We start from the raw sequence: 22,755 nt of genomic DNA on the forward strand, positions 1-22,755 counted from the left end.
GTGAGTGCGGCCACTCAGGTGCGATCGGGACCCGGCACCTCCTATCGTGCGGTCGGCCAGGTGCGCAAAGGAGACAGGGTGAACGTAACCCGCTGCTCGTCGGCGCGCAGGCGGTGCCACATACAATCACGGCATTCGCGCAACGGCTGGGTCAACTCCCGGTTCCTCGATCGCGTTTCGGGTATCCCCGGCGGAGGGCGCGGCAGCGTATGCTTCCATGGCGCCCGCGGATATGTCTGCCTGGGTCGATAGCGATCCGACGACACAACACGTGTTTCAGCTCGAAAGCCTGTCGTTGGCAGTTTGGTGTCGCGACCCAACGGGTCGCATACCCGCCGGCTTGGGCCGCTTGACCTTCTGTTCTTCCTTCATTTCTCTTTGAATGTTTCGCAACCTTGTCCGCTTTGAGTTGCCGCAAGGGCGGCGAGCAGCGATTTCCAGTTTGCATCATGCTTCGAAACGTTGTCGTCTCGAGCCCAAACCTTGACCCTCTCGGCCGCGACCTCGTCCTGGTATGCCTCTGTTATTTCGTTGTGTAGCGTCAGAACGAGCGTTTCTACGTCCTTAGCAGAGAGGACGCTGGTTTCTGACTGGTTGGACGGATTGGCGAACGATAGCGAATTGGGAAGAAGCCAGTGCGTCCCGATCCCCCCGTCCCGGAAAACAGGTGGCATGGCGATCTCGTGTATGTTGGCCTCGGACTGATGGTCGCAATACAGTTTCTCGATTGCCGAGCGGAGTTCCGTCTCGAGACCCAGGCCCAGTTGGCCGCCGGCGCCGAGAACCGAACCAAACCCGAAGCTCTCGCTGTAGCGACCGGCCGAAGCCGAAACATCGGCGATGACGACATGCAAGGGCGGCAATGTCTGCGATGGCTGCAGGGAGGTTTGAAGCGCGCCTCGGATGGCATAGTAGAGTGTCATGGCGCCGCGGTTCTCGACGGCTCCACCATCAGTAACCCAATATCGGGTTTGCGGTTGGCCCGGAGCTTCAACATCGATTGCAGCGTCCGGAAACACCGGCGGAAAGTTGGCACTCAATGCCGCCGCACGCGCGATCGATATATCAGCATTGTCGAGCGTAACGATCTGCATGCGCAGTGAACCATCCGATACCAACGATGCAGGCGCTGCAAGATTGGTCAGCACCAGCCGGCCACCCGCCCCGGCCGCATCGAGAAAGTCTCGGCATGCCGTTGCTCCCCTGGCGAGGGACAGTCCCACCCCCTCCTTGCACGGACGGCGCGGGTCGGGAAAAGATCCGACGATCGCCGTATTGAGCATGAGGCCGAAAGACGGCTCCTCCATCGTCGCCGCCCCCATATGGCAGACGAAGGATTCAGCGAGAATGGCACCCAGTCGCGACCGTGCAGGCATCCAGCCTTGGACACTTTGGTCCGGCATCTTGGCTTCATCGCAGGTCGACTGAGCCCAGTGCCAGCGTCCAAGGGCGATGCGCATATCGCTTGCGCCGTCGATGGCATATTCGATGAAAGGCAACGCCATGGCCTGCGAAAAATCGTTCCAAGCGTCCTTGTCCATGTTTGCAAGCGGTCGCCGCAGTTCCTGCTCGTGGAGCGCAAAATAGCCAAGCGCAGCACTGCCACCTGACACGCCGCTGACCAGCACGACGTTGCAGATCTGGTCGTGCTCGGCAAGGCCGCGCAGAAGCGAGGCGGTATAGATCGCCGCACGCGTGCCGCCGCCGGAAGCGACAAGGGCAATTCTCGGCGTGGTGGGCAAGAGCGGATTGCAGCTGCCGTTCGGTTGGCCGCTTTCAAACAACAGAGCTGCCGGCTGCTTGCTTACGTGCCTGTCGGAGCGGATCGCCAGTTCCGCAGGCTGCACCGCCCGTTTGAAGGTGAAGTAAAGGGGGCCACCCAGAAGACCATAAGCCAGGGCGCCGACAAGCACGGGATAGACGAGCGTCGACCGCTGGAAATTGCGCAGGCTCGCCAGCAGATCGCCGGCCGGGGCCTGATCCGCGGGCAGACGTTCCAGCTGGGTGCGAAATTGCGTGAGAACTTCCGCAGGCGTCATGAACTGAATCGCCCTGTTGGATGTGGCTTTCGTCTGCTTCTCGTACCGATCCTCATAGAGGCCTTCGATCTTCAGTCGTCCGGCGCCATGCAGCGCGATTTTGCGACCACGGTTCCGCACCGTGCTCAGGGTCTCGGGCCCTTCATAGTCATAGTCGATCTCGACCGGGGTAATGGCGCGCCAGTCCTTGTCCATCAGGCGGATGACCCGGCGCGCAACGAAGTGGTCGCACCAGAAGGCGTAATACCAGGCAAGCGCATAGGCGAGCGCGATATAGCGCATGATCGTCGTGTTACCGTAGCCTCCAGAGCCGGCGTTGAAGAGATAGGTGATGTAGTGAACGTCCGCGAGGCGAAGGACCGCGACGATGATGACCAGGACGCTGATGGCCCGTTGCGGACCTATGAAGAAAAGGCGCCCGTTGGTCAGCAGGATCTCCATCAATCGCTCGAAGAGGATGCCCAGAAAAATCGCGAACCAGCAGGCAATCGCCGTCAGGAAGAAGGCGTACCAGAGATAATGGTCCGGCACGAACAATGTCAGCAGTGATCCAGGCAGAAGGATCTCGATGGGATAGCGGATTGGAGCAATGGTGAAGGCTGATGCCAGAGCGGCAAGCGGACCACGTCCCATGAAATCGTAACGGTTCTTCGGCAGGAAAAGCTCCACCCTTGCAAGACTGTCAGCGAGACCACCTCCCGCGTTGGCGCGGAATAAGGTCAACGAGATCAACCAGGCAATGCTCAGGGCAATGATCAGCGCAAAGGCAATCGCGACACCGATATGCAGGCGCGGCCGCACCGTCATCGTGCCATAGGCCTCCGGATGCGAACTGACAATGACGAGTACGGCCACTGTGACAAGGATGACGAGCTGCCCGGCAAGCAGATACTGGTTAAACACCGGATGTCGGGCGCAAGCCAGATTCAATGCAAAGAGAGACAGGAAGCCGATGGCAAGCAGCCCGAGATTGCCCCAACGCATCTCGATCGTCGGACCAAGCGCCATCGCGAGCACAAGAACGCCGGCAAGTACGGGAACGAACCAGGCATAGCCGTCCGGCGCCAGCCATCGCCAGGCGAGGCGGCGCCCCGCTGGCAACGGCTGATTGAGCCAGGCATCGAACCGTCGCCACAAGCGAACGAAAGCCCTCACTCGTTCGCCCAGCCAGTTGTATGCACTGGATTCCGGCTTGCTCTCTTGTTCATCCATCGGCGTGGTTCCAGTCACGAATATCGCTCGGAGAGAATGACATCGGCCGCCTTCTCGGCGATCATGTAGACGGCCGTGGCCAGAAAATAGCCGGGGATCCGCGGGAAGACGGAAGCATCGACCACGCGCAGGCCTTCGACGCCGTGCACCCTGAATCTGCTGTCGATCACGCCCCCTTTGTCGCGGGGGCCGATGGCGCAGGTGCCGCAGGCATGATGGCCCCAGGCGTTTTCTGCGACATAGCTGCGAAGCGCCTCGTCACTCTCGTGCTGCCGGCCAGGCTCTTCTTCGCTTGCGATGAGATCGTCCATCGCATCGTTGACCTTCCTGACAAAGCGGATGGCATGGACGACGGCATCGAGGTCGAGGTCGTAATTGCCGGTTCCCTCGAAGAAGGAATGAAATACGACAGCAGGCAGGGCCGCGGGATCGGCACTTCTCAGCCGCACCGTTCCGCCCTGATTTTCGGTATAGGCCTTGAGGATCGCCCAGGTCATGTAATCCGACTTCCGGATGCGCTCGGAATAGTCAGGATAATAGCCGCGGAAATCGGCAAGCAGCGAGAAGCAATGCAGGTCCGGTGCGCTCAGCGTGTCGCGGGATTTCAGTGTCAGGGAAAACATGACGCCGTTGCTCGTATAGTTGCCGATACGAAATCTGCGCCACCGTCGGTAATGGGCGTCGCGGGTCGTATAGGTGACGCCCTTCAGCGCCGACCAGGGCTTGTTCACCCGGCTGACAACGCCGACTTCGTAACGGTCCTGCAGGTTTCGCCCGACACCCGGAAGCGCCTCGACGACGGAAATCTTGTGTTCGTTGAGATGGCCGGGATCGCCGATGCCAGAGAGCATCAGAAGTTGGGGCGAGGCAAAGGCGCCGCCTGACAGGATGATCTCGCGGCCGGCCCGAAGGACCTCCTCGCGCCCGTCCCCATCAACGCAGCGAATTGCCACCGCCCGCTTGCCGTCAAATTCGATGCGCGTGACCGTGGTGTTCAGGCGGAGTGTCAGGCGGTCGGGGTGTCGCTTCATCACATCGAGCAGCCGCTCGCGCGGCCCGTGCCTTGTGTGGCGGCGCGTTGCAAGCGGGGTGACGCGCACGCCACAGGCGCCGACGTTCCAGTTCCGGTTATCGTTCGGGTCGATCTCGGTCGTCTCCCAATCGGACCCCCGCTTGCCGAAGGCATCGGCGGCCGCACCGACGCAGCGCAAGAGCGCCCGCCACAGCGGCCAGTCGCGCAAGGCCCGCAGCGGCAGCGCTCGTTCCGTCGTCATCCACCCCCACCATCCGTGGCCCGTCGGGTTGAGACCCGTTGCGGCGGCAAGCCATCGCCACAGGAAGAAGCGGTATCGGCAGCGCTCGATACGCTCGAAATAACCCTGCATATGCGAGGCCTTCCAGCTTTCGTCGCCGGTGATCGCAAAGATGTGGTTCCAGTCGCAATGATTGGGCCGGACGATGATCATCGCATGATGGGCAGTGCAGCCGCCGAGCCCGCGCACACGCGGATAAAGCACGCCGTCCTTTTCCTTGGAGTAGCGCCAGTCGCGCTCCTGCATCTCCTGATTTTCGTAGTGGCGCACCCAATGGTTCTCAGCCATGCCGGGATGTTCCGAGGCAAAGGCATGAAAGGCCGGCACGCGACAGGCATCGGCAAGCGGCATGTCGGAGCTGTCGTCCGTCTTCGCCAGAGGATCGCCGCCGGCTTCGATGACGAGCACCGACCGGCCCTCTTCGGCAAGCCGTGCAGCGAGGACGGCACCGCCTGCCCCGCTGCCGATGACGATATAATCTTGGGTCGGCCGGCCGGACATCGTCAGAACTGCTTCAGATAGGAGATCAGAGCATTCTTGTCCGGCTGCGGCAGATCGGCGCCGAATGCATGCCCGCCATTGACCACATAGTCAGGGCATTTGCTCAAGCCCACCAGGCGGTCGATGAGCTTGGTGTCGCGCACCACCTTCTCGGCATTGGCGAGCACGGCGGGATCGGCAAGCTCCTCCGGCGTGCATTGCCCGCCGAGCTCGGCGAAGGCGCCGATCAGCGCCGGACCGTTAGCGATCAGACGCTTGTAATTGGCAAACTTGTCCTCCTCGTCATTGTCCGGCAGCAGCTCGGTATTGGTCAGCGCATTGACCGGGAAGCCGGCCGGGAACGGGCCGATGGTTATCGAACCGTCCTTCTTGAAGGCCCAGCCGGCGACCTTGTTCAGCACGCCGGTGAAGGGCCGCACCTTGTCGGGCACGAAGCCCGCCGGCACGATGAGGCAGGAGGGAGCGCTGGTGCGGTAGATATAGCCCGGCACCGGCGCTTCAGTCACCTTGTCCATGCGGCGCGTCTGCGGCGAAAGCATCTGGCGGATCGACCGGTCGAAGACCCCCAGCCTGTTTTCGACGCAGGGCAGATAGGGATCGCCGGCATCCGCCGCCGGGCAGGCGGTGCCGCGACCGGTGCCGTAGCCGCCGGCATGGTCCTGATTATAGTAGTCGGTGCCGTAATAGCTGTCCTCGTGGCCGACCGAATTGTTGAGCAGGAAGGGTGCGGTCGACCAGAGGCTGACCAGCGAGGGCGGCCTCAGATAGCCGCGCCCGTTGCCAGCCGCCTGCAGCGGCGTTGCCGCGCCCGAAACCGGATGATTGACCGTAACCTCATGCGGCGGCGGCAGCGACTTGTAGGTGGAGGAGGTGAAATTATCCCAGATATCACCCGAAAGTCCGTTGGTCGCGATCGCACTGCAGGCATTGGTGCGCACGACATCCATCGGCACGCGCCGTTCGGTCGAGAGGTAATTGCCGTCGAGGAAATCCTTTCCGTCCGCATCCTTTTCGGTGACGAGCTTGACCATGCCGCGCTTGAAGGCATCCGACTGCGCCCAAGCCCAATAGCGGTCCCAGCATTCGCGATAATGCGGGCCGGATCCGCCGCTGGCACATATGCCCTGATCGACGCCGAGGTCGGGCGTCGGCACCGGCTGCTTGCTCGAATGGCAGGCTGCGCAATTTTCGGCAAAGACGATCTTCCCGCGCTCGACCTCGGCCGGATCACGCGCTTCGAGCACTTTTTCTCCGACCGGCGTGTCCTTCAGGTGATCGGCTCGGGCGGCGACCAGGAAGAATATCGCCATATCAGGCGTCATTGCTTCGGTCGCCTGCCAGTAGACCGAGTTCTTCTGGGCGTCGGCGATGCGGATCGGCGAGATCTTCTGCCCGCCGAGGAAGGGGCGAAAATGCAGGAGCCATTCTTCGCTGAAGAGGCCGATATTGAGATAGACGCGATTGAGGGCGCCGAGCGTGCCGACGGAATCGGCACCGTCCTTCAGGACGCGCATCGAGGCGACGGTGCCCGTTGCCTTGTCGTAGAGGGAACCGAAGGCTGCGGTTTGCGGATAGTCTTGCGCCTGCTTGTTGTCCTTCTCGTCTCCCTTGATGATTTCCTTGCCCGTCTTCGCCCCGATGCGCAATCGCTCCAGGACGTCGTAGACAGCATTCATCGTGCGGGGGTTATTCATGTAATCGCTCGACACCAGCGAGGTATCGAGGGAGCCCGGCGGGTTCGTATGGAACAACTGGAAGAGGAAATTCCTCTCGTTCTCAGCTGGTTCCCCCGCCGCCGCGCGCGGTTTGGTATTCCAGAAGAAGATGCGGTCGACCCAGAAATACTGGGCGCCGGGATTGGAGGAGATTTCAGAGAATTCCGGGCTCTCGACGTTCTTCGGCGAATTGATCGGATTGGGACCAACATGGCAGAAGGCGCAGGACATGCCGACACGATAGGGTCGCACGAGATCCTTGTCGTTGTAATATGAAGGATCGGTGTAGTAGCGCAGCGGATCCCAATGTTCGGCGGCCTTGCTGTCGAAATCGGGATTGGGGAAGAGGCGCAGGCCCATCACGCCCGTCGGCTCGCCGTAGTAGGAGCCGACCGGGATCTTCTTCTCTTCGCCCTTCACCTTGACCGTTGTGCCGCGCGAGCCGATCTGCACGCCGGGATAGCGGGTGTCCGCCTCGGCATTGCCGCCGAAACTGTCGGCAGCGCAGTCTTTCTTGCGCTGATCGAGCCACAGCCCCCAATGATCGGGATCCGCTCTCTCAGGGGTATTGTAGCAGGGTTCGTTGACCAGTCCGAGATAACGGAAGCGGTTGTCGCGGCCATAGGCCATCGTCGGATGGGACGAGATGGTCTTCAGCAGATCGAAGGAGCCGATCGTCGAGCGGGCGGCGAAATCCCAAAAGCGGTCGTTGCCGCCGGTCCAGACGATCCAGGCATTCTGCCCGCGGATCGCCGCCTGGCGGACGGCTTCCGGATCGAGCCCGGTGGCGGCGGCGACCTCCTTGATCTCGGCGGGATAATCGGCGCCGGCTGCCGGCGACAGCAGAAGGCCCTTGTCCATTGCCGCGAAGTACGGCTCGCCCGCCCCGGGAAATTCCGCGACAGTGCGATGCGCTGTCTTCGCCTCATCTTCGACATGGCCGAACTGGCTGGAATCCGGTTCGATCAGCCACCAGACGATGAGCGCAACCGCAGCAATGGCGACGACCGCGAGGGTGACGACGGCTGCTGCCGTCCAGGCGAGAAACCGCACGATGCGCTGTCTGACGTTTGCCATCGACCCCTCCTGATGGTCAAAGTGTCTTCAGATAGGAAAGCAGCTGCTCCTTCGCCTCCGAAGGCAAATCCGTGCCCCAGAGATGACCGCCATTCCCGTTGCCCTTAAGGTTCGTATCGTAGAGTGTGCCGTGCCGTTCCCCCGGCGTACCTGCTGCACTCAGGAAGCCGCCATTCTCGGCATCCACCAGATCGTAGCCGCGATAGAACTGCTTCGGCCGCTCGGCAGGCGGAAGAAGCAGGGCATGCAACGTCGGAACGCTGCCGTTATGCAGGTAGGGACCGCGCAGCCACAGGCCGCTAAGACCTGTGGCGACATAACCGTCGGTCTTCTGGAAATTGGCAAAACCCCAAGCATAACGCGGTTCATAGGCCGCATAGCGGTCGCGGGCTGCGGGGGTCCACATGTCCAGGCGATGGCGGTCCGTACCGAGCTCGACGATCGAGATCGGCGTCCGGTAGCGGGCGCCCTTGGCATCGTGGCAGACGGCGCATTGCGCGGTATAGATCGCACGGCCTGCGTCGACCGCCGCCGCATCGACATGATAGGGGTCGCCTGCCGGCTTGAGGGGAGAAAACGGTGACGGTGGCGGACCCTGCAGGCGGATGAAATCCGTGATGCGGCGCAGACCCTCTTCGGCCCCCCCGTAGGATTTATAGGTCATTCCGTCGCCGATCGCGCCGGAGACCACCGTCTCGTAGAGATCGGTCTGCAATCCGTCCCAGTGGAGTGAAAAGCGGCGCGTATTGGTGGCGGCGACATCGGCAAGCGACCACAGGGGCATCATGTCGGAATTGCCGATCGTGCCGTCGTCGGCAAGCCGGAGGTTCTGGAACTTGACCGGGTTGAAGGGATCGATCCGGCCGGGACCCCAGTCCGGCCTATCCTTCATCCAGGCGAAGCTCCGCCCCTGTTCCTGAAGGGCCGACCGGGTCGCGGGGATCAGAACGAACCGGTAGAGCGCCCGCTCCCAGACCGGCATGTCGTAGATCCTGCCGATCTCCGCCATCACCCGGTCGGCGGTGAAGCGCGGATCGGCGCCGACAGCGATCAGGAAGCGGATATAGGCCTGCGGGTTGACCCTGGTCCCTGGACCCGCCTCGACCAGCCGTGCCGGCTGGTCGGCATGGAGCCGGTAGCTGCCTTGGTGACAGAAGGCGCAGTTCGGAGCGACGCGCTCTATGACGCCGAGCGTTTTCACCGACAGGCCGACCGGAACCTCATCGCCAGCGCGCCAGTAGAGGCCGAAGGCGCCGTAGCCGTCCGCGCTGGCCGGCAGATGTTCGGGAAAGAGCTGCGGCAGGACCCGCCAGATCCAGTAGGGAATTCCCTGCGCTTCTTCGTTGCCGATCGAACCGTGATTGAAGACTTCTGCGAGATCATTCGTCCTCGGCTGGGCGACGGGCCGGAAGAGCAGGAAAAACAGCGCGAAGGCGCCGACGACGAGCAGGATCAGAACGGCGAAAAGCCATTTCCAGAAGGCACGCCTCATGCCTGTCTCCCTTCGGCGATGTTCTGCTCAAGCTTCAGGATGCGCAGGAGACAGAAGAGCGTCGCAATGCCGATCGACCCGTCGAGGAAGACGCCGGCGAGATAGCCGATCGGCTGGCCGAAGGCGAAGACGGCGAGAAAGAAGAAAACAGTGCCGAGCGTGCGGGAGGGGAAGACCGCGAGCCAGGCGAAAACGCGGTAGCGGTCGATATCGAGCGTCGCCGGAATGTAGAAGATCGACAGGATTCCGAGCAGCAGCCCTGCAAATCGCGGCCAGATCAGCTGGTTGACGGTGATGCCGAAGACGCCGAGGATCCATTCCGGACAGAAGATGAGCGGCAGGACGAAGGCGAAGTTCAAAAGGATGCCGATCCAGACGAGGACCGCATGCCGTGCCTTCCATTTGCTGAGCGATCGCGACTGGATCATAGCGTCTTCATATACTCGACGAGGGCGTCTTTTGCCGCATCCGGCAGCTCCGTGCCGTAGCGATATCCTTCGTGGCCGGCATTGCCATTGCCGGGCCGCGTCGTGTCATAGCGAAAGAGATCGCCGCCCGCCGACTGATCCGAACGATAGCCCACCCTGGCGAGATCGAACTCGTCGCTGCCGCGCAACCAGACGGACGGCCGCCTGGCGCTCGGCTCGAGCAAATCGCGCAAGGTCGGCACCGAGCCGTTGTGCAGATAGGGCGAGCGCGCCCAGATGCCGTCAAGCGGGTGGTTGGCATAACCGTCCGTCTTGTGGAAGCGGCTGAAGCGCCAGGGATAGCCTGCATAGAGCAGATTCTGCTCGGCGGCGAAATTTTCGGTATAGGAGGTCCAGCGCCCCGCGTCGGTGCCGATATCGGCGAGCGGAACCGTCTTGCCAAGTCGCGTGAAGCTCTGCCTGTCATAGCTGTAGTCCTTCGCATCCCTGAAGCCGTGGCAATCGGCGCAATAATGCAGGAACAGGGTCTTGCCCTCTCCCGCCTTCGCCTGATCGATGCCGGCTACGACGGGAAACGGCGGCGAAGGCAGATCCCACATCCAGTCCTCGATGCGCGCAATCGATGCCCGGTCGACCGTCACGGGCGTCACACCGGCGCCAAGTGCGGCGCTCAGGTTTCGTTCGGCCACGGAGTCATTGTTTCCGTCCCAATGGAGGTTCATGCCTTCGCGCGGGCGCTGGCGCCAGATGGCGGGATAGTCGGAAGAGCCGTTCAGCGCCGCGCCGCTGATATGGGCCTCGTCCATCGGAAAGTTGAACTGCAGTGCCTTGTAGGGGTTGAACGTGTCCACGCGGCCCGGCCCCCAATCCTCCTGGCGCTTGACGAAATCAAGCTGGGTGCCGAGATCGAGGAACGCATTCTTGACCCTGGGGAAGACCACGTGGCGATAGACCAGCCGCTCGAAAATATTGAGATCACCGCCGACCTTGGGGTCGTCGATCGTCGCAATCAGCGCGTCCGCGGTAAAGCCGGGATCACGGCCGACATCGATGAAGAAGCGAATGAATTCCTGCAGGCGCAAATTATTGGATGGCGCGCCGGGAATGAGGTGGCGAACCGGATCGCCGGCCAGATGATAGGTGCCGACATGGCAGACGGAACAGTTAAGCCAGACCCGCTCGATGCCTGAGACCACGCGGCGCGATACCCCGATCGGAAGGTCGTCGCCGGGCTTTTCGTAGAGGAAGCCGAAGCGGCCCCAGCCCTCCGGCCCGAGCTTGTCGGCATACATGACCGGCAATGCCTTGAAGACCCAGTAGGGTGGTCCTGTCGCCGTCTCGCTGCCGATCGAGCCATGCATGAAATGGTCGGCCTGGTCGCGGAAGGCGACGACATACTGATTGACGAAAACCAGGTAGTAGACGACCGCAAGCAACAGCAGCACGACGATCGCCAACCACCAGCGCCGACGCCGGGCGACTGCGATCTCGACGGGCGTTTTGCGGTCGTTGTCGCTGCTCATGAGTCCACTCCGAATGCGCGGGCGATGGCGCGTCTCAATGGAAGGTCGGCGGCTCGAAGACCGACATGACCTGCTTGATCATCTTGCCGTAGCGATCCTCGAAGTTCGTCCCGTCAAAGCGGCTGAGGTCGTAGCAGCCGAGCGGGTTTTCGAGATCGTTGAGCAGACACTTGTTGCAGTAGGTGCATTCCTTCTCGGGGCCGTTGTCACCGGCGAGGATCTTCGGCAGGTCGTTGTTGGCGATCAGCGGACGGGCCATGGTGACGCCGTCGCAAGCTTTCGAGCGGATGGCCTCGGCGATCCTGTCGGCGTGCTGGAAGCCACCCGTACAGAGCACCTTGATATCGGGATCGATCTTGCTGATCGCTTCGGAAACCGAGCGCGCATAATCGAGATTGATGCCTTCGATGACCTTGCCCCTGCGCCAGCGCCACAGCGCCTGGAAGGCACGCCCCAGGATCGGATTGGAAAAGATCGCATAGTTCATCGGCGCCCGCGTGCCCTGCGAGAGCATGCCGTCGTACCAGCGGTGAAGATCGTTCAGCGGCAGGTCGCCGGCCGGATTGCGCGGGTGCGGAAAAGTCGAGCCACTCGAAATGTGGAAGGAGTCGACGCCCTTGCCGCCGTCGAGCAGCATCGTGCAGATCTTCACGGTCTCGTCGAGCGTGTTGCCCTTCTTGATCCAAGGGTAGAGCCAGTCATTGTGGTCGACGCCGTTGATCTTCATCTGCAGATGGAAGTCCTGGCCGACCTCGCGTCGGATCGCCCTGACGATCTCGAGCACGAAGCGCGCCCTGCCCTCCCAGCCGCCGCCATATTCGTCCGTCCGATCGTTGATGCCGGAACTCAGGAACTGTGTGAGCAGATAGCCGTTGGCGCCGTGAAGCTCGACACCGTCGAGCCCCGCCTCACGGGCGCGGCGCGCCCCTTGCGCGAACTGCTCCACCACTTCTGCGATTTCGGGCTTCGTCATCGCCTGGGCTAGCAGGCCGTGGAAGTAGTCACTCTTATCGGTCGAACTCAGGCCCTTGTTGAACAGGTTCTCGACGCCGCCCATGTCCTGCTGGCGGCCGGAATGGCTGAGCTGCATGATGAACCGACAGTCATGGCCGTGGACGCGGTGGCCGACTTCCCGCCAGAAGGGAATCTTGTCGTCGTCGTCGATCATTGCGTAACGCACGAGGATGCGGCCGCGCACCGACACCGGCGTAAAGGAGGAAATGATGCAGCCGATCCCGCCGCGCGCGAACTTCTCCTCCCAGTTCAATCGGGCATTCCCGCCGTGACCATTATAGTCGTCGAACTGGCCGGAAATATTCGATCGAAACAGACGATTTTTGACGCGCAGGGAACGGAACGTCAGTTCGTTGAAGATAACCGCCGCGTTATCGGCATGTGTATACTGACTGTCCGGCTGCATGCGGGGCTCATCCAAAGTAACGTGCCGTGGCAACGAGAGAAAAGGAGAAGAAACCGAAATGCACTGCTGACTGTATAAGTATCAGGTGTGAGCGACGGTATTTCAATCCTATGTAGTTTGCAACTGGATTTGTGCTTGGAATGGAACTAGGTACTTGTGATTGCAAATTTCCCGTATCGCTGAACATTCAATGTCACGCGGTGTGTATCCAAGCAGCAATTTTCACAGCGTTTCTCGCATTTTCTGGTCCAATCTGGCACTGCTCCTCGGCCAAGAGCCCTACCACTTGAAGCCACTCCCGTTGGATTGATCGATCTCGTCAGCGCGGTGGTGTCTTGCAGCTTCCTTTGCCGGCTGCCTTGCCGACAAAAGAGGATCGGCAGCCGTGGCCTCGACCGGCGCTGCAATGTTGCGCAGGGGCGATGACCTCGCTGAGCGGTAGATTACGACGTCATCACGGGATCAGCTTATGAGTATCGAGAAATGCAAGCACCGCGCCTAAAAACTCTTCCGGCTGTTCCAGGTGCGCGAAATGGCCGCTTTGGGCGAAATGTACCAACTCCGAATTCGAACAGCTGTCATGCAGGTTCTCCCCCCATTTCGGACCGCATATGAAATCGTGATCTCCGACGAGAACAAGCGCCGGCACGGAAAGGCTCTGAAGTTTCGATCGAACATCAAACGGCTCGTTGTTACCTATGAGAAGTGTCGCCTTTATCCGTGAGCGCAGTGCTTCAAGATCAAGCTTCTCACGAACACCGTCGGCAAAGTAAGCGGGAAGCAGGTCGCGCATGATCTTGGTATAGTCGTCGTCGCTCGACATGTTCGGAACCGACTGCCAGGCTCGCAGTACTGCAGGCCCCTCCGCCTGATAGCGATCGGCAAAGCTCTGGACCCCGTTTGCAGCCGCCGTCATGAAGTCACTCCCCGTCACAGCCGACGACGAGTACAAGATCATTGCCGATACGCGATCCGGGTGCTCGATCGTATGTTGCTGGATGACGAATCCTCCGTGGGAATGACCGAGAAGAACGACTTCGGACAGGTCGAGTGTTTCGAGGAAGCTGCCGAGCTGTTTCGCGAAGCGTTCGACGGTATAGCCATGGGGGTGCTCAGCAAGCCGGCCTGAACCACCTGTACCGATTGGTTCAAGATACAGCATGGTAAAATGACGCTCCAAAAAACCCATGCGGAGATATTGCCAGTGGATGCCCGGGCCGCCGGGGTGAACTACTATAACCGGCCCTTGACCCGCGACATGAAAGCTTTGCTGAATTCCGTCGATATCGACGACATGATGTCCGGAGCTGAGGGTATTTCGCGTTGACATTGATTGGGCCTTATATCGCTTGAAAGCACGGTCGTATTCGAACCGCGCCAGGCAAATGGATTGAGTTTGGGGAGTTGTGGACGCAACGTCGCTGATTTGTGAAGGACATCGAGCTCTTCAAGCCATCGAAGCTTCGCTCACATTCCAGACGTTACCTTGGCCTAAACTCCAGCGATCGCCGGTGCCGCAGCGTTGCACGAAGAAAGCTGCGGCGGCGTTTGAACCAGAAGGTCACGTTCGGTCGACTGCTGGTTTTGGTTCGTGCCAGTCACCGTCTCGTCAGAACGACCTTATGTTTCGCATCGACTAGTAACATGCCTCGGTTCTGACTGGATGCCCGGAGCGCTCATCGTTCCATTGCCAATAGCAGCGATCATAGTCATCGTTGCTACCCAGGAAGATAGGACTGCGGTCCCTGAACCGTCCATCGAAGCGGTCGTGGGCAAAAAACGCACCGCGGTTTCCCTCCCTGTCGAAATGGCCCATACCAAATCCTCCCATGTGCCCCCCTTCCCCATGACTTCCCCCTCCGTGACCTCCTCCCCCGCCATGAGCAAGTGCGGGCGTTACTGTTGCGATGGAGCCAACTGCAAGGGTCAGAGAGATCAGGCCCGTTGCGGCGATCTTACGAAGCATAGACATGGTAGTTTTCCTATTAAGCGGCTCTGTGTAGCCGCCATGAGCATATGTTCATCGAAATTGGCGAACACTTGCCACAATTCAGGGATTTTGCTCACATGTTGTCACATCTTCTCACCACAACCGTAGGGGGCCGTGATCGCCGGCGGCACGGGAACGGGAAACAGCCACGAGCGCGTGCTGAGCCTGGTGAAGACGGCATCGAACCCGCACGGAGATAGACGCTGATCAGCCCTTCGTCGGAATTTCCAGACGCACGACGTTTGCCGATTGGGTCACCGAAGTTTTCGCCTTCTCGAGGCAGGCGGCCAGATCCTCGATCTTGAAAGGCTTGGGGACGACTGGCCGTCCGACTTCCGTACCGGCCTCCAGCCTGTCGCTATAGCCGGTCATCAGCACGACGGGCAGAGACGCGTTTTTGCGGCGGATCTCCTCGGCAAGCTCGATCCCCGACATGCCCGGCATCATGATGTCGCTGACGACCGCCTCGATTTCAGGATGACGGTCCAGGATCTCGATCGCCTCGGGGCCGCCTGCTGCTACGAAGATCGTCGGTACGATTTCGTCGAGCGCCATTCGCACGGATTCCAGGGATGCCGGCGTGTCGTCGACGATCATGATCGTACGGGGAAGGTTTGCCGAAGGGGCTGAATCCGCACGCACCGCCCGCGGCTCGTTTGATCGCGGCAGAAGCAAGGTAAAGGCGGTGCCGTGGCCTGAAAGGCTTGCGACCTTGACTGCACCGCCGCTGCCGCTGGCAAAACTGTGGACCTGCGTCAGCCCAAGGCCTGGGCCGCCATTCTTCTTGGTAGAAAAGAACGGCTCGAACACCCGTGCGAGATTTTCCGGGGCGACACCCGTCCCGGTGTCGGAAATCGTCAGCGCGACGAATGGTCCTTTCAGCCCGGCATCCTCCGTGGCGCCGTCGAGCACATTGCGGGCGGAAATGGTCACCTTTCCACCTCCCGTCATGGCCTCGCGTGCATTCGTCAGGACGTTGATCAGAGCAATTTCAAGCCCAGCAGGATCGACGTGAACCGGCCAGGTATCTTCCGGCACCCTGATCTCCATCAGGATCGTGTCGTTGACGGCTTGGCGCAGCAGCGGAGACAGTTCGGCAAGCCTGCCGTCGAGCTCGACCTGGGAGGCGCCTTGGTTGGAACGTCTCGAAAACGACAGCAGCCTTTGCGTGATCGCCTTTCCCCGAGCCACGCCATCGCTCATATGCGCCAGAAGCTGCGTCACGCGCTGTTCGTCGTTTCGCCGTCTCTTGATGCCCTCCACCCCGGACTGGAAAACCATCAGCAGATTGTTGAAATCGTGGGCCGCCTGCCCCGTCAGCTTTCCCAGCGCATCCATCCGCTGCCAATTGGCCACGCTTTCCCACTCCCGGCTTCTGGCGCGCACCTCCCTATAAAAGAGAAATACAGCCGAGCCCGACAGCAGGAGCGTGAAACAGCTCGCCGCGGCAAGCAGCATGGTGGCGTTGCGCGCCAGCCGCTCATAATCGGCGACCGGCAGGCCAACTCTTACCCGCCAGGGCGTGTCAGCGAGCGCGACCTCGGCGACCCGAAGCTCCATCCCGTCGTGGAGAGTCGCCGCGCCGAAGTCCTGGCCGGAAAAGCTTGCGAATTCGGTGGCAGGATTACCGGCGAGTGCGGGAGCGCCGGTCGACGCCACCAGACGGTCCTGTCCATCGACGATCCAGGCCGACCAGGACCCTGGAAGTCCGTTGGCATAAAGCAGTTTGGTCACGATCGTCGGCCGGATCACCACCGACAGAACGGCCCTCAAACGATCGTTCCTCTGGATCGGAGCTCTCAGCGCAAAGGCAGCCTGGCCTTTCGGCCCGATGGCGATATTGCCGACCACTGCGGCACCCGTGCGAACCAGGGCGTCGTGGCTTTCCATATCCACAACGCGCGTGTCGGCTGACGGATCGAGCGGCGGAAACGACAGAACCACTTCGCCCTTCTCGTTCGAGATCCGGATCTGCTCCCATTCAGGCACCCGATCGCGCAGGCGCCGCGCAGTCTCGGCAAATGCGGCGCGCGGAATCGGAGGGTCGAGGCGGGGGGAATCGGCGACGATCGAGAGCAGTTGGACCTGGCTCTTGAGTTCACGTTGAAGCGTGGCGGCCAGCGTCGCTGCCCGACCACGAATATCGTCGTCGAGAGAGGCTTGCTGCTCTTTGATGAAGAACCTTCCCATCAACGCCGCCAGTATGATGACCGGAATGAGCGATGCCGTAATGAGAAGGAGCGCTGGCCGGGTTTTGTTCAACGGACACTCCGGTGTGTTCTTTCGAACCCTATCAAATAATCCAGGGTAGGAAACTTGCAATGCCAAGTTGGAATGAGACTGACCTTTCCCCCGGATAAGCGGCGAAAGCATAGCCGGTATCGCTACTCGACCTCCAGATGGGTGTCTCGCATCGGCAGGTAGGTGGCCTCGATCGGTTTCTTCTGGCTGATATGCGAGATGCCTCGCTTGTTGCCCAACCGGACGAGGAGGGCCTCAGCTTGAGCCTCGACATTCCTTGGCATCACAGGCGGTTTGCCTCTCGATCGCCCCGTAGGGTGTTGGAGACATTGTTTCCCATCCTTCCGGGAGAAAAACAAACCCAGCGCGCGTCTGTTTCGCGGGGCGCTCCTGCTTCACATTTATTGCCCCAGGAAGGCCGAAATCGCCTGCGCCAGCGCTGACGGATTTTCTTCTGCTACGTGATGACCGCTGTCGATGCCGAAACCGCGCACGTCATCTGCCCACGTCTTCCAGATCGCCCGCGGATCACCGTAGATCTGCTCAAGGTCGTCGCGCAGCGACCACAGACACAGCATCGGGCAGGCGATCCTGCGACCGGCGTCGCGGTCTTGCCGGTCGTGGATATGGTCGATGCGGATACCGGCGCGGTAATCTTCGATCATGCCATGGACGACGAGCGGTTTGGAGATTGCCTCGAGGACATCATCATAGGCTTGCCGTCCCATCGCGTCCGGGCGCAACGTGTCGTACCAGGCGAGCGGATCGGCCGAGATTGCGCGTTCGGGCTTTTCGGGCTGGGCAAAGAAAAACCAATGATACCAATCACGGGAAAATTCCCAGTTCGCCCGCTCCAGATGCTCGAGCACGGGGAGCCCGTCAATGATCAACAGTCTTTCGACGTGGTCTGCATGATCCATCGCCATGCGAAAGGCACTCAGGCTGCCGCGATCATGGCCAACCACGGCAAACGTGTGAAAGCCGAGTCTCTTCATCATGACGACGAGCGCAGCAGCCTTGGCCCGCTTCGACGAATAGCGGCTGTCGTGGGTGTCGGCGGGAATATAGGATCGCCCAAAGCCCGGCAGATCCGGACAGATGACCGTAAAGGATGGCGACAGAAGGTCGGCCACCTTCCCCCATGTCATGTGCGTTCTGGGGTGTCCGTGCAGGAGAAGCACCGGTGGTCCACTGCCGCCGATGCGCATACAGATCGACCCTTCGGCAATCTCGACATATTGAAGCTCGAAACCTTCAAACATCGACGTTCCCGCATGTTCGCATGTCTTCTGCCGGCCAGTCGTTTGACGGTTCATTCCTGACAACGGACACGATGTATCGTCGCGAACGGGAGAGTTCATCGCGAAGTGCGGCAAGCCTACGCCGACCCTCACTCAGGATGTGATCAGGATCGTGCATCCGCGCGCCTCTGTTCTGTCCGAAGATCAACTCACGGATCGCGGCCGAGTTCCGGCTGTCAACGGAAGCACTGTCAGAAAGCGCCCTTCTTCCGACTTTGGCCAGAAGGTCAAAGGACGTGTAGCACCGGACCGTCCTGCATTTTGCCGCTCCGGATGTCCGGCGCTCGTGGCTTTTGGTCCCAGACCGCCCGCATCATCGTACGGCAATCGACAATAGTGCAGTGAAGACGGTGCCCTGAGCCTGCTCAGTGGTGTAGGTCCCATCCATCTGGCTGACGAAGGATTTGATCAACCTGCTTCCCATGCCGGTTTTCGCTGCAACCGGCTCATATCCAACGCCATCGTCCGCCACTTCAAGCAGGACCTTGCCGTCGGGGCGATCAAGCAGCCTGATGCGGATATGTCCGTCGTCACGACCGTCAAAGGCGTATTTCATGCTGTTTGTCAGAAGCTCGTTCAGCAGCAATGCAAATGGCGTGGCCTTGTCTGCATCGATCCTGATATCGTCGATCTCGAAGGTCAGCTGGATTTCGCGATCATGCAGCCCGACCAACGTGCGAACCAGGTTTGGCACGAACTGCCGCGCAGTGACGCTGCTGAACTGATCGAAGCCGTACATCTGTTCGTGCACCGCCGACATGGCGACGATCCGCTCGTTCACCCTCTGGACGGTCTCCGGCCGCAAGCCCTGCAGCCTGATAAGCGCCATCACGGTCTGCAGATTGTTTTTCACCCGGTGATGTATTTCCCGCATCAGCACCTGGTTGGTCCGAAGCGCCTCGGCAAGCTCTGCGGTGTGGTGCGCGTCCGCATGCGCGAGGCTCAGGATCTTCAATCCGCCGACCACTGCCGCACAAAGTGCCAGAAGAACGATCAGCGCGGCAATCGAAACATCGGTCCAGAAGGGCTTGAGGATTGCCGCTGTGTCGGCCGATGCAATGGCGACGAAGGGCGTCCGCTCGACGATGCGATATGCCACCAACCTTTCGACCCCGTCGACGGGGGACACGGACACATAAGAGTCCGATGTTGCCTTGCGCATATAGTCGGTAAACAGGATGTAGTTGCCGAGATCGACGACTTCTTTCGGCTCGGGATACCTTGCGATCAGCTTGCCGTCTCGCCTGAGGAAACTCACCGTCGAGCCCGGCCCAAGCGACGCAGCGTCCCAGATCGATCGCAGCATCCCGACATCAAAGGCCAGGATCGCGACAGCTTCGAACTTGTCGTTGCGCTCGATGCGCGCCGCCGAGAGGAAGACGTGGCGATCCGTGTTGCGCATGACAGTCATCGCCGACGTATGGTCCTCTGCACCATTGGCCAGGCGGCGGAAATAGGTCTGGTCGACGATGTCGGCGGGGCTGCTTTCCCGGTCCGTCGAATAAAGAAGGGTCCCGTCCGCAGCGACCACATAGGCGGTTGCCGTGGTCGGCAATTCGGCCGTCGCGGCGTTGAACCTTCGAACGCGCTCCTCGTCCGGCAAGGTCTCCACCGTTCCGAAGGCATCGTCCATGCGGTGAAGGGTCTGGCGCGCCAGCGAATTGATCCAGATCGCGTTGGCGGCGACGATCTTGGCGGTGGCAGTAACCTGATCTTCCCCACGCCTGACGGCGGACATGTAGCTCGAATGCAGCCAGAAGCCCAAGACAAGCGAGAGCGCAAGGAACATTGAAACGATGGCGGCAATTGCAGCCCTGCCGACAATCGTGAAGCCTTTCGTGAGGCCCATTGAATCCCCATGGATCTAACAGGCAGCACTGTCGGATAGCAGGCTATCGGAGTCAAGGATAGGTTGCAGCCGCCCGTACCATCCTCCTCCGCTACCCGGTTTAGAGCGGCACACAGCAGGAACCGCGGCATCGGAATGAATAGGCGCCTGTCTGCAGATCCTGCCAGGACAGTGCTTCCTTCCGTGTTGGATTGGCTGGTCAGGCGAACAATGATGGTGCCTTCGATAGGTTTCGTAACTGACTAAAGAACGCCTCGTGGGCTTTTTCCGCCCGCTCCCGAACCAAGAAACCGCTGCCGCGTTACTTGCGCAAAGGAGATCGCAATGCGTCTGATCATCGAAAGCGATTATGAGCTCGTTTCAGGGGGGAATCTTGGGCGTGACGCCCTTGAGAGGGCACAGCAATTCATCGATGAATTCCTCGTCTTCGTAAAGGCGAACGACGTCTGTCACGACGTGATTGACGAGATCGAACTACCTGCTCCAAAATCGCTCCTGGTGTCGGCGTTTTGTGTCGTGATCGCTGCCGAACGGTGTCCGGATATCAGAAGCCTCCTCATCAAGGCAGGCATTACTCTCGCACAGTACCGGCCGGGCCTCGGCCCACGGATCAGAGTTACGCCCGGTTCACCGCGCTGGCGCTCCGAGCCGACAATGTCCAAGGTTCATGCCCGTCGGCTTGAGCAAACACTGTTGAGGGTCGCCGAGGAACGGGTCCAGCTCGCCGAAACCTATCTGCGGGCCGTCTCGCGGTCGCTCAACTAACCGCGAACGGAGATGGCACGATCCAAAAGTGCGGCAAAAGCTCAGACTTCAGTCCGGAACCACACGTCCGCGATCCCCGCTCATTGCGGTCGCATTGACGACGCTCCCTGAATTGCGGGCGACGCTCGACCGGTTCATCCGAGTATCTGCCAGAGACCACTGGCCGCGCGCTGACAATCGCGTCTAGGCGCTTCAACGGACGCGCTGAAGATCGCCCGACGAAGTCCCCAACGTTTTCGCCCATCAACATGACCGCGGCGTCCCAAAACGCCAGGCACATCCTGTGATCGTACAAGAAGGCGGCTCGGTCATCCTGTTCGAGACCAGCTGGGTTTTTGCAAATTCAGCCATGGGGATGTCGCGTCAGTCGATGAATTTGACAATGACACCCGGCTTGACCATTCCCGCGAGCTCCTCGGCATCCCAATTCGTCAAGCGCACGCAGCCGTGCGATCCAACCTTGCCAATGAGTTCGGGATCGGGTGTGCCATGGATGCCGTAAGTCGGTTCGGTGAGATCAATCCACACGCTTCCGACCGGCCCGTTCGGCCCCTTGGGTATCGTCAGGACTTTGGTATTCCTGCCCTGCTTGAAATTGACCTTCGGATCATAGCGGTAGACAGGCATCCTGGCCACGCCCTTGACCTTGTGCGTCCCTTTTGGTGACGGATTGTCGTCGCTGCCGACGGTCGCCGGATAGATGGCGAGTAGCACTCCGTCCTCGCCATACGCGGCCAACTGTCCTCGTTTCTTGTCGGCCTCGATATGATCAATCCTTGCCTCTCGTCGAGCACCCGGCATCGCCACGTAAATCGTTGCGCCGGTTGCAAAATCGGAGCCGCGATTGAGCGCGTTCAAAAGATCGACATCCATATGAAATCGCTCGGCGAGTTTTTCGGCGACGCTCGTATAGCCCATGCTGGCCATTTCGGCCTTCTCGCCATAGTCTTCGGGAATATGGTCTACCAGACCCTGAGCGTCCTCGACCGTAACCGTATAGCGTCCGATGATCGGCCCACCGGCTTCCAGCTGACCGATGACCGCGGGGTCGATTTTCCCATCGGATGGCAGTCCGATCATGGTCTCGAAACCGGCCAGAGCCTTGATCACGTTTTCTCCGTAAACCCCGTCGATCACGCCCGGCGATGCACCGGCACGGTCGAGAAGCACCTGAAGGCGCACAATCGCGGGATCCGGATCGGTTACCGGCGCGGACGACCGACCCTGCGCTACGGCGGAAAGTGATGCGGCATTGATGGCATTAGGCGAAATTTCCGCCGCCTCGGCATTGCCGATACCAAGGATTGCGACCATCGATAGAAACACGAGCGTTTTCATGACCGATGAACTTGCCGCGCACGAAATAGGTTCCACGGCAATGCGTCCGCGGGTTCCCTGATTGAGGCGAGCGGCCTGTCGCCGCCGGAGATTTCGTCCTCCGTAGGCCTTCGGGTCCGGCGGTTCGGACCGTTCCTGCGCGCGACTTTCACGCGTTTTGGAACAAAAGGGCCGCTAAGATGCTTTTCTCTGCAGGCTAATGGAGGAAAACACCATGGCATTCACACCGAACGACCCCCTCGGCGGCCCCGGCCGCAATCCCGACCTGCGAACGACGCCAATCCACCGGCGCCGCTCATCATGGGGCCTTATCCTCGTGATCGCAGTCGTGGCCATCGCAGGATTCGCCTACTACAACTACATGGCCCCGACGACTGATCCGCAGACGACAGCCGCAACCACTCAGGGCGAGCTGCAGCCTGCTCCAGCCCCTGTCGCCCCGGCAGCACCGTCTGCGCCGGCTGCAAACAACGGAGCCCCCGCCCCCGCGGCACCGCCAGCGAGTGGCAATCCGTAACAAGCGAAAATTCGAAGCCCGGCGATGCTGCCGG

Annotated in this window: 16 protein-coding genes; 3 read left to right on the forward strand and 13 right to left on the reverse strand. The window is 60.7% G+C overall.

Features of this window, described 5'->3' with window-relative positions:
* The first annotated feature begins 18 nt into the window (after positions 1-18).
* A complete protein-coding gene (locus tag AC1DNW_RS04550) occupies positions 19-252 on the forward strand; it encodes an SH3 domain-containing protein (RefSeq protein ID WP_477852121.1) in 234 nt (77 codons plus the stop codon).
* A gap of 116 nt (positions 253-368) precedes the next feature.
* Here AC1DNW_RS04550 and AC1DNW_RS04555 read toward each other — a convergent pair whose 3' ends face one another.
* The 12 genes from AC1DNW_RS04555 to AC1DNW_RS04610 all read right to left on the reverse strand — a co-directional run bounded on the left by AC1DNW_RS04555 (position 369) and on the right by AC1DNW_RS04610 (position 20,101).
* Positions 369-3,251, reverse strand: coding sequence for a patatin-like phospholipase domain-containing protein (locus AC1DNW_RS04555; protein WP_477852077.1), 2,883 nt, complete (start codon positions 3,249-3,251; stop codon positions 369-371).
* Between the two features lie 14 nt (positions 3,252-3,265).
* Complete coding sequence (locus AC1DNW_RS04560) at positions 3,266-5,065, reverse strand: GMC family oxidoreductase (protein WP_477852078.1); 1,800 nt, start codon at positions 5,063-5,065, stop codon at positions 3,266-3,268.
* 2 nt (positions 5,066-5,067) lie between these two features.
* Complete coding sequence (locus AC1DNW_RS04565; RefSeq protein WP_477852080.1) at positions 5,068-7,857, reverse strand: hypothetical protein; 2,790 nt, start codon at positions 7,855-7,857, stop codon at positions 5,068-5,070.
* A 16-nt stretch (positions 7,858-7,873) separates the two neighbouring features.
* Positions 7,874-9,349, reverse strand: a complete 1,476-nt coding sequence (locus tag AC1DNW_RS04570; protein ID WP_477852082.1) for a c-type cytochrome — start codon at positions 9,347-9,349, stop codon at positions 7,874-7,876.
* Positions 9,346-9,777 carry a hypothetical protein gene (locus tag AC1DNW_RS04575; RefSeq protein ID WP_113298670.1) on the reverse strand — a complete coding sequence of 144 codons (432 nt, stop codon included), beginning with the start codon at positions 9,775-9,777 and terminating at the stop codon, positions 9,346-9,348. The genes AC1DNW_RS04570 and AC1DNW_RS04575 overlap by 4 nt, the downstream gene beginning before the upstream one ends.
* Entirely contained in the window at positions 9,774-11,300 is a 1,527-nt protein-coding gene (locus AC1DNW_RS04580) for a c-type cytochrome (RefSeq protein WP_477852084.1), read from the reverse strand. Before AC1DNW_RS04580 ends, AC1DNW_RS04575 begins: the two co-directional genes overlap by 4 nt.
* Before the next feature lie 34 nt (positions 11,301-11,334).
* The gene (locus AC1DNW_RS04585; RefSeq protein WP_113298668.1) at positions 11,335-12,720 is read right to left on the reverse strand and encodes an NADH:flavin oxidoreductase; all 1,386 of its coding nucleotides are present in this window, start codon (positions 12,718-12,720) and stop codon (positions 11,335-11,337) included.
* A gap of 454 nt (positions 12,721-13,174) precedes the next feature.
* A complete protein-coding gene (locus AC1DNW_RS04590) occupies positions 13,175-14,050 on the reverse strand; it encodes an alpha/beta fold hydrolase (protein WP_477852086.1) in 876 nt (291 codons plus the stop codon).
* Between the two features lie 867 nt (positions 14,051-14,917).
* A complete protein-coding gene (locus tag AC1DNW_RS04595) occupies positions 14,918-16,972 on the reverse strand; it encodes a response regulator (protein ID WP_477852087.1) in 2,055 nt (684 codons plus the stop codon).
* A gap of 122 nt (positions 16,973-17,094) precedes the next feature.
* Positions 17,095-17,238 carry a hypothetical protein gene (locus AC1DNW_RS04600; protein ID WP_162748495.1) on the reverse strand — a complete coding sequence of 48 codons (144 nt, stop codon included), beginning with the start codon at positions 17,236-17,238 and terminating at the stop codon, positions 17,095-17,097.
* 114 nt (positions 17,239-17,352) lie between these two features.
* On the reverse strand, positions 17,353-18,213 hold the full coding sequence (locus tag AC1DNW_RS04605) for an alpha/beta fold hydrolase (protein ID WP_477852089.1): 861 nt from the start codon (positions 18,211-18,213) through the stop codon (positions 17,353-17,355).
* Positions 18,214-18,565: 352 nt separating this feature from the next.
* A complete protein-coding gene (locus AC1DNW_RS04610) occupies positions 18,566-20,101 on the reverse strand; it encodes a histidine kinase dimerization/phosphoacceptor domain -containing protein (RefSeq protein ID WP_113510229.1) in 1,536 nt (511 codons plus the stop codon).
* 324 nt (positions 20,102-20,425) lie between these two features.
* Between AC1DNW_RS04610 and AC1DNW_RS04615 the strand changes: the two genes are divergently transcribed.
* Positions 20,426-20,866: a hypothetical protein gene (locus AC1DNW_RS04615; RefSeq protein ID WP_477852091.1), complete on the forward strand. Its 441-nt coding sequence runs from the start codon at positions 20,426-20,428 to the stop codon at positions 20,864-20,866.
* Positions 20,867-21,229: 363 nt separating this feature from the next.
* Here AC1DNW_RS04615 and AC1DNW_RS04620 read toward each other — a convergent pair whose 3' ends face one another.
* Complete coding sequence (locus AC1DNW_RS04620) at positions 21,230-22,204, reverse strand: L,D-transpeptidase family protein (protein ID WP_477852093.1); 975 nt, start codon at positions 22,202-22,204, stop codon at positions 21,230-21,232.
* Positions 22,205-22,418: 214 nt separating this feature from the next.
* Here AC1DNW_RS04620 and AC1DNW_RS04625 point away from each other — a divergent pair, with 214 nt between their 5' ends.
* Entirely contained in the window at positions 22,419-22,721 is a 303-nt protein-coding gene (locus AC1DNW_RS04625; protein WP_113298661.1) for a hypothetical protein, read from the forward strand.
* The last annotated feature ends 34 nt before the right edge of the window (positions 22,722-22,755 follow it).

It is taken from the genome of Rhizobium sp. 05L429, from assembly GCF_056397645.1.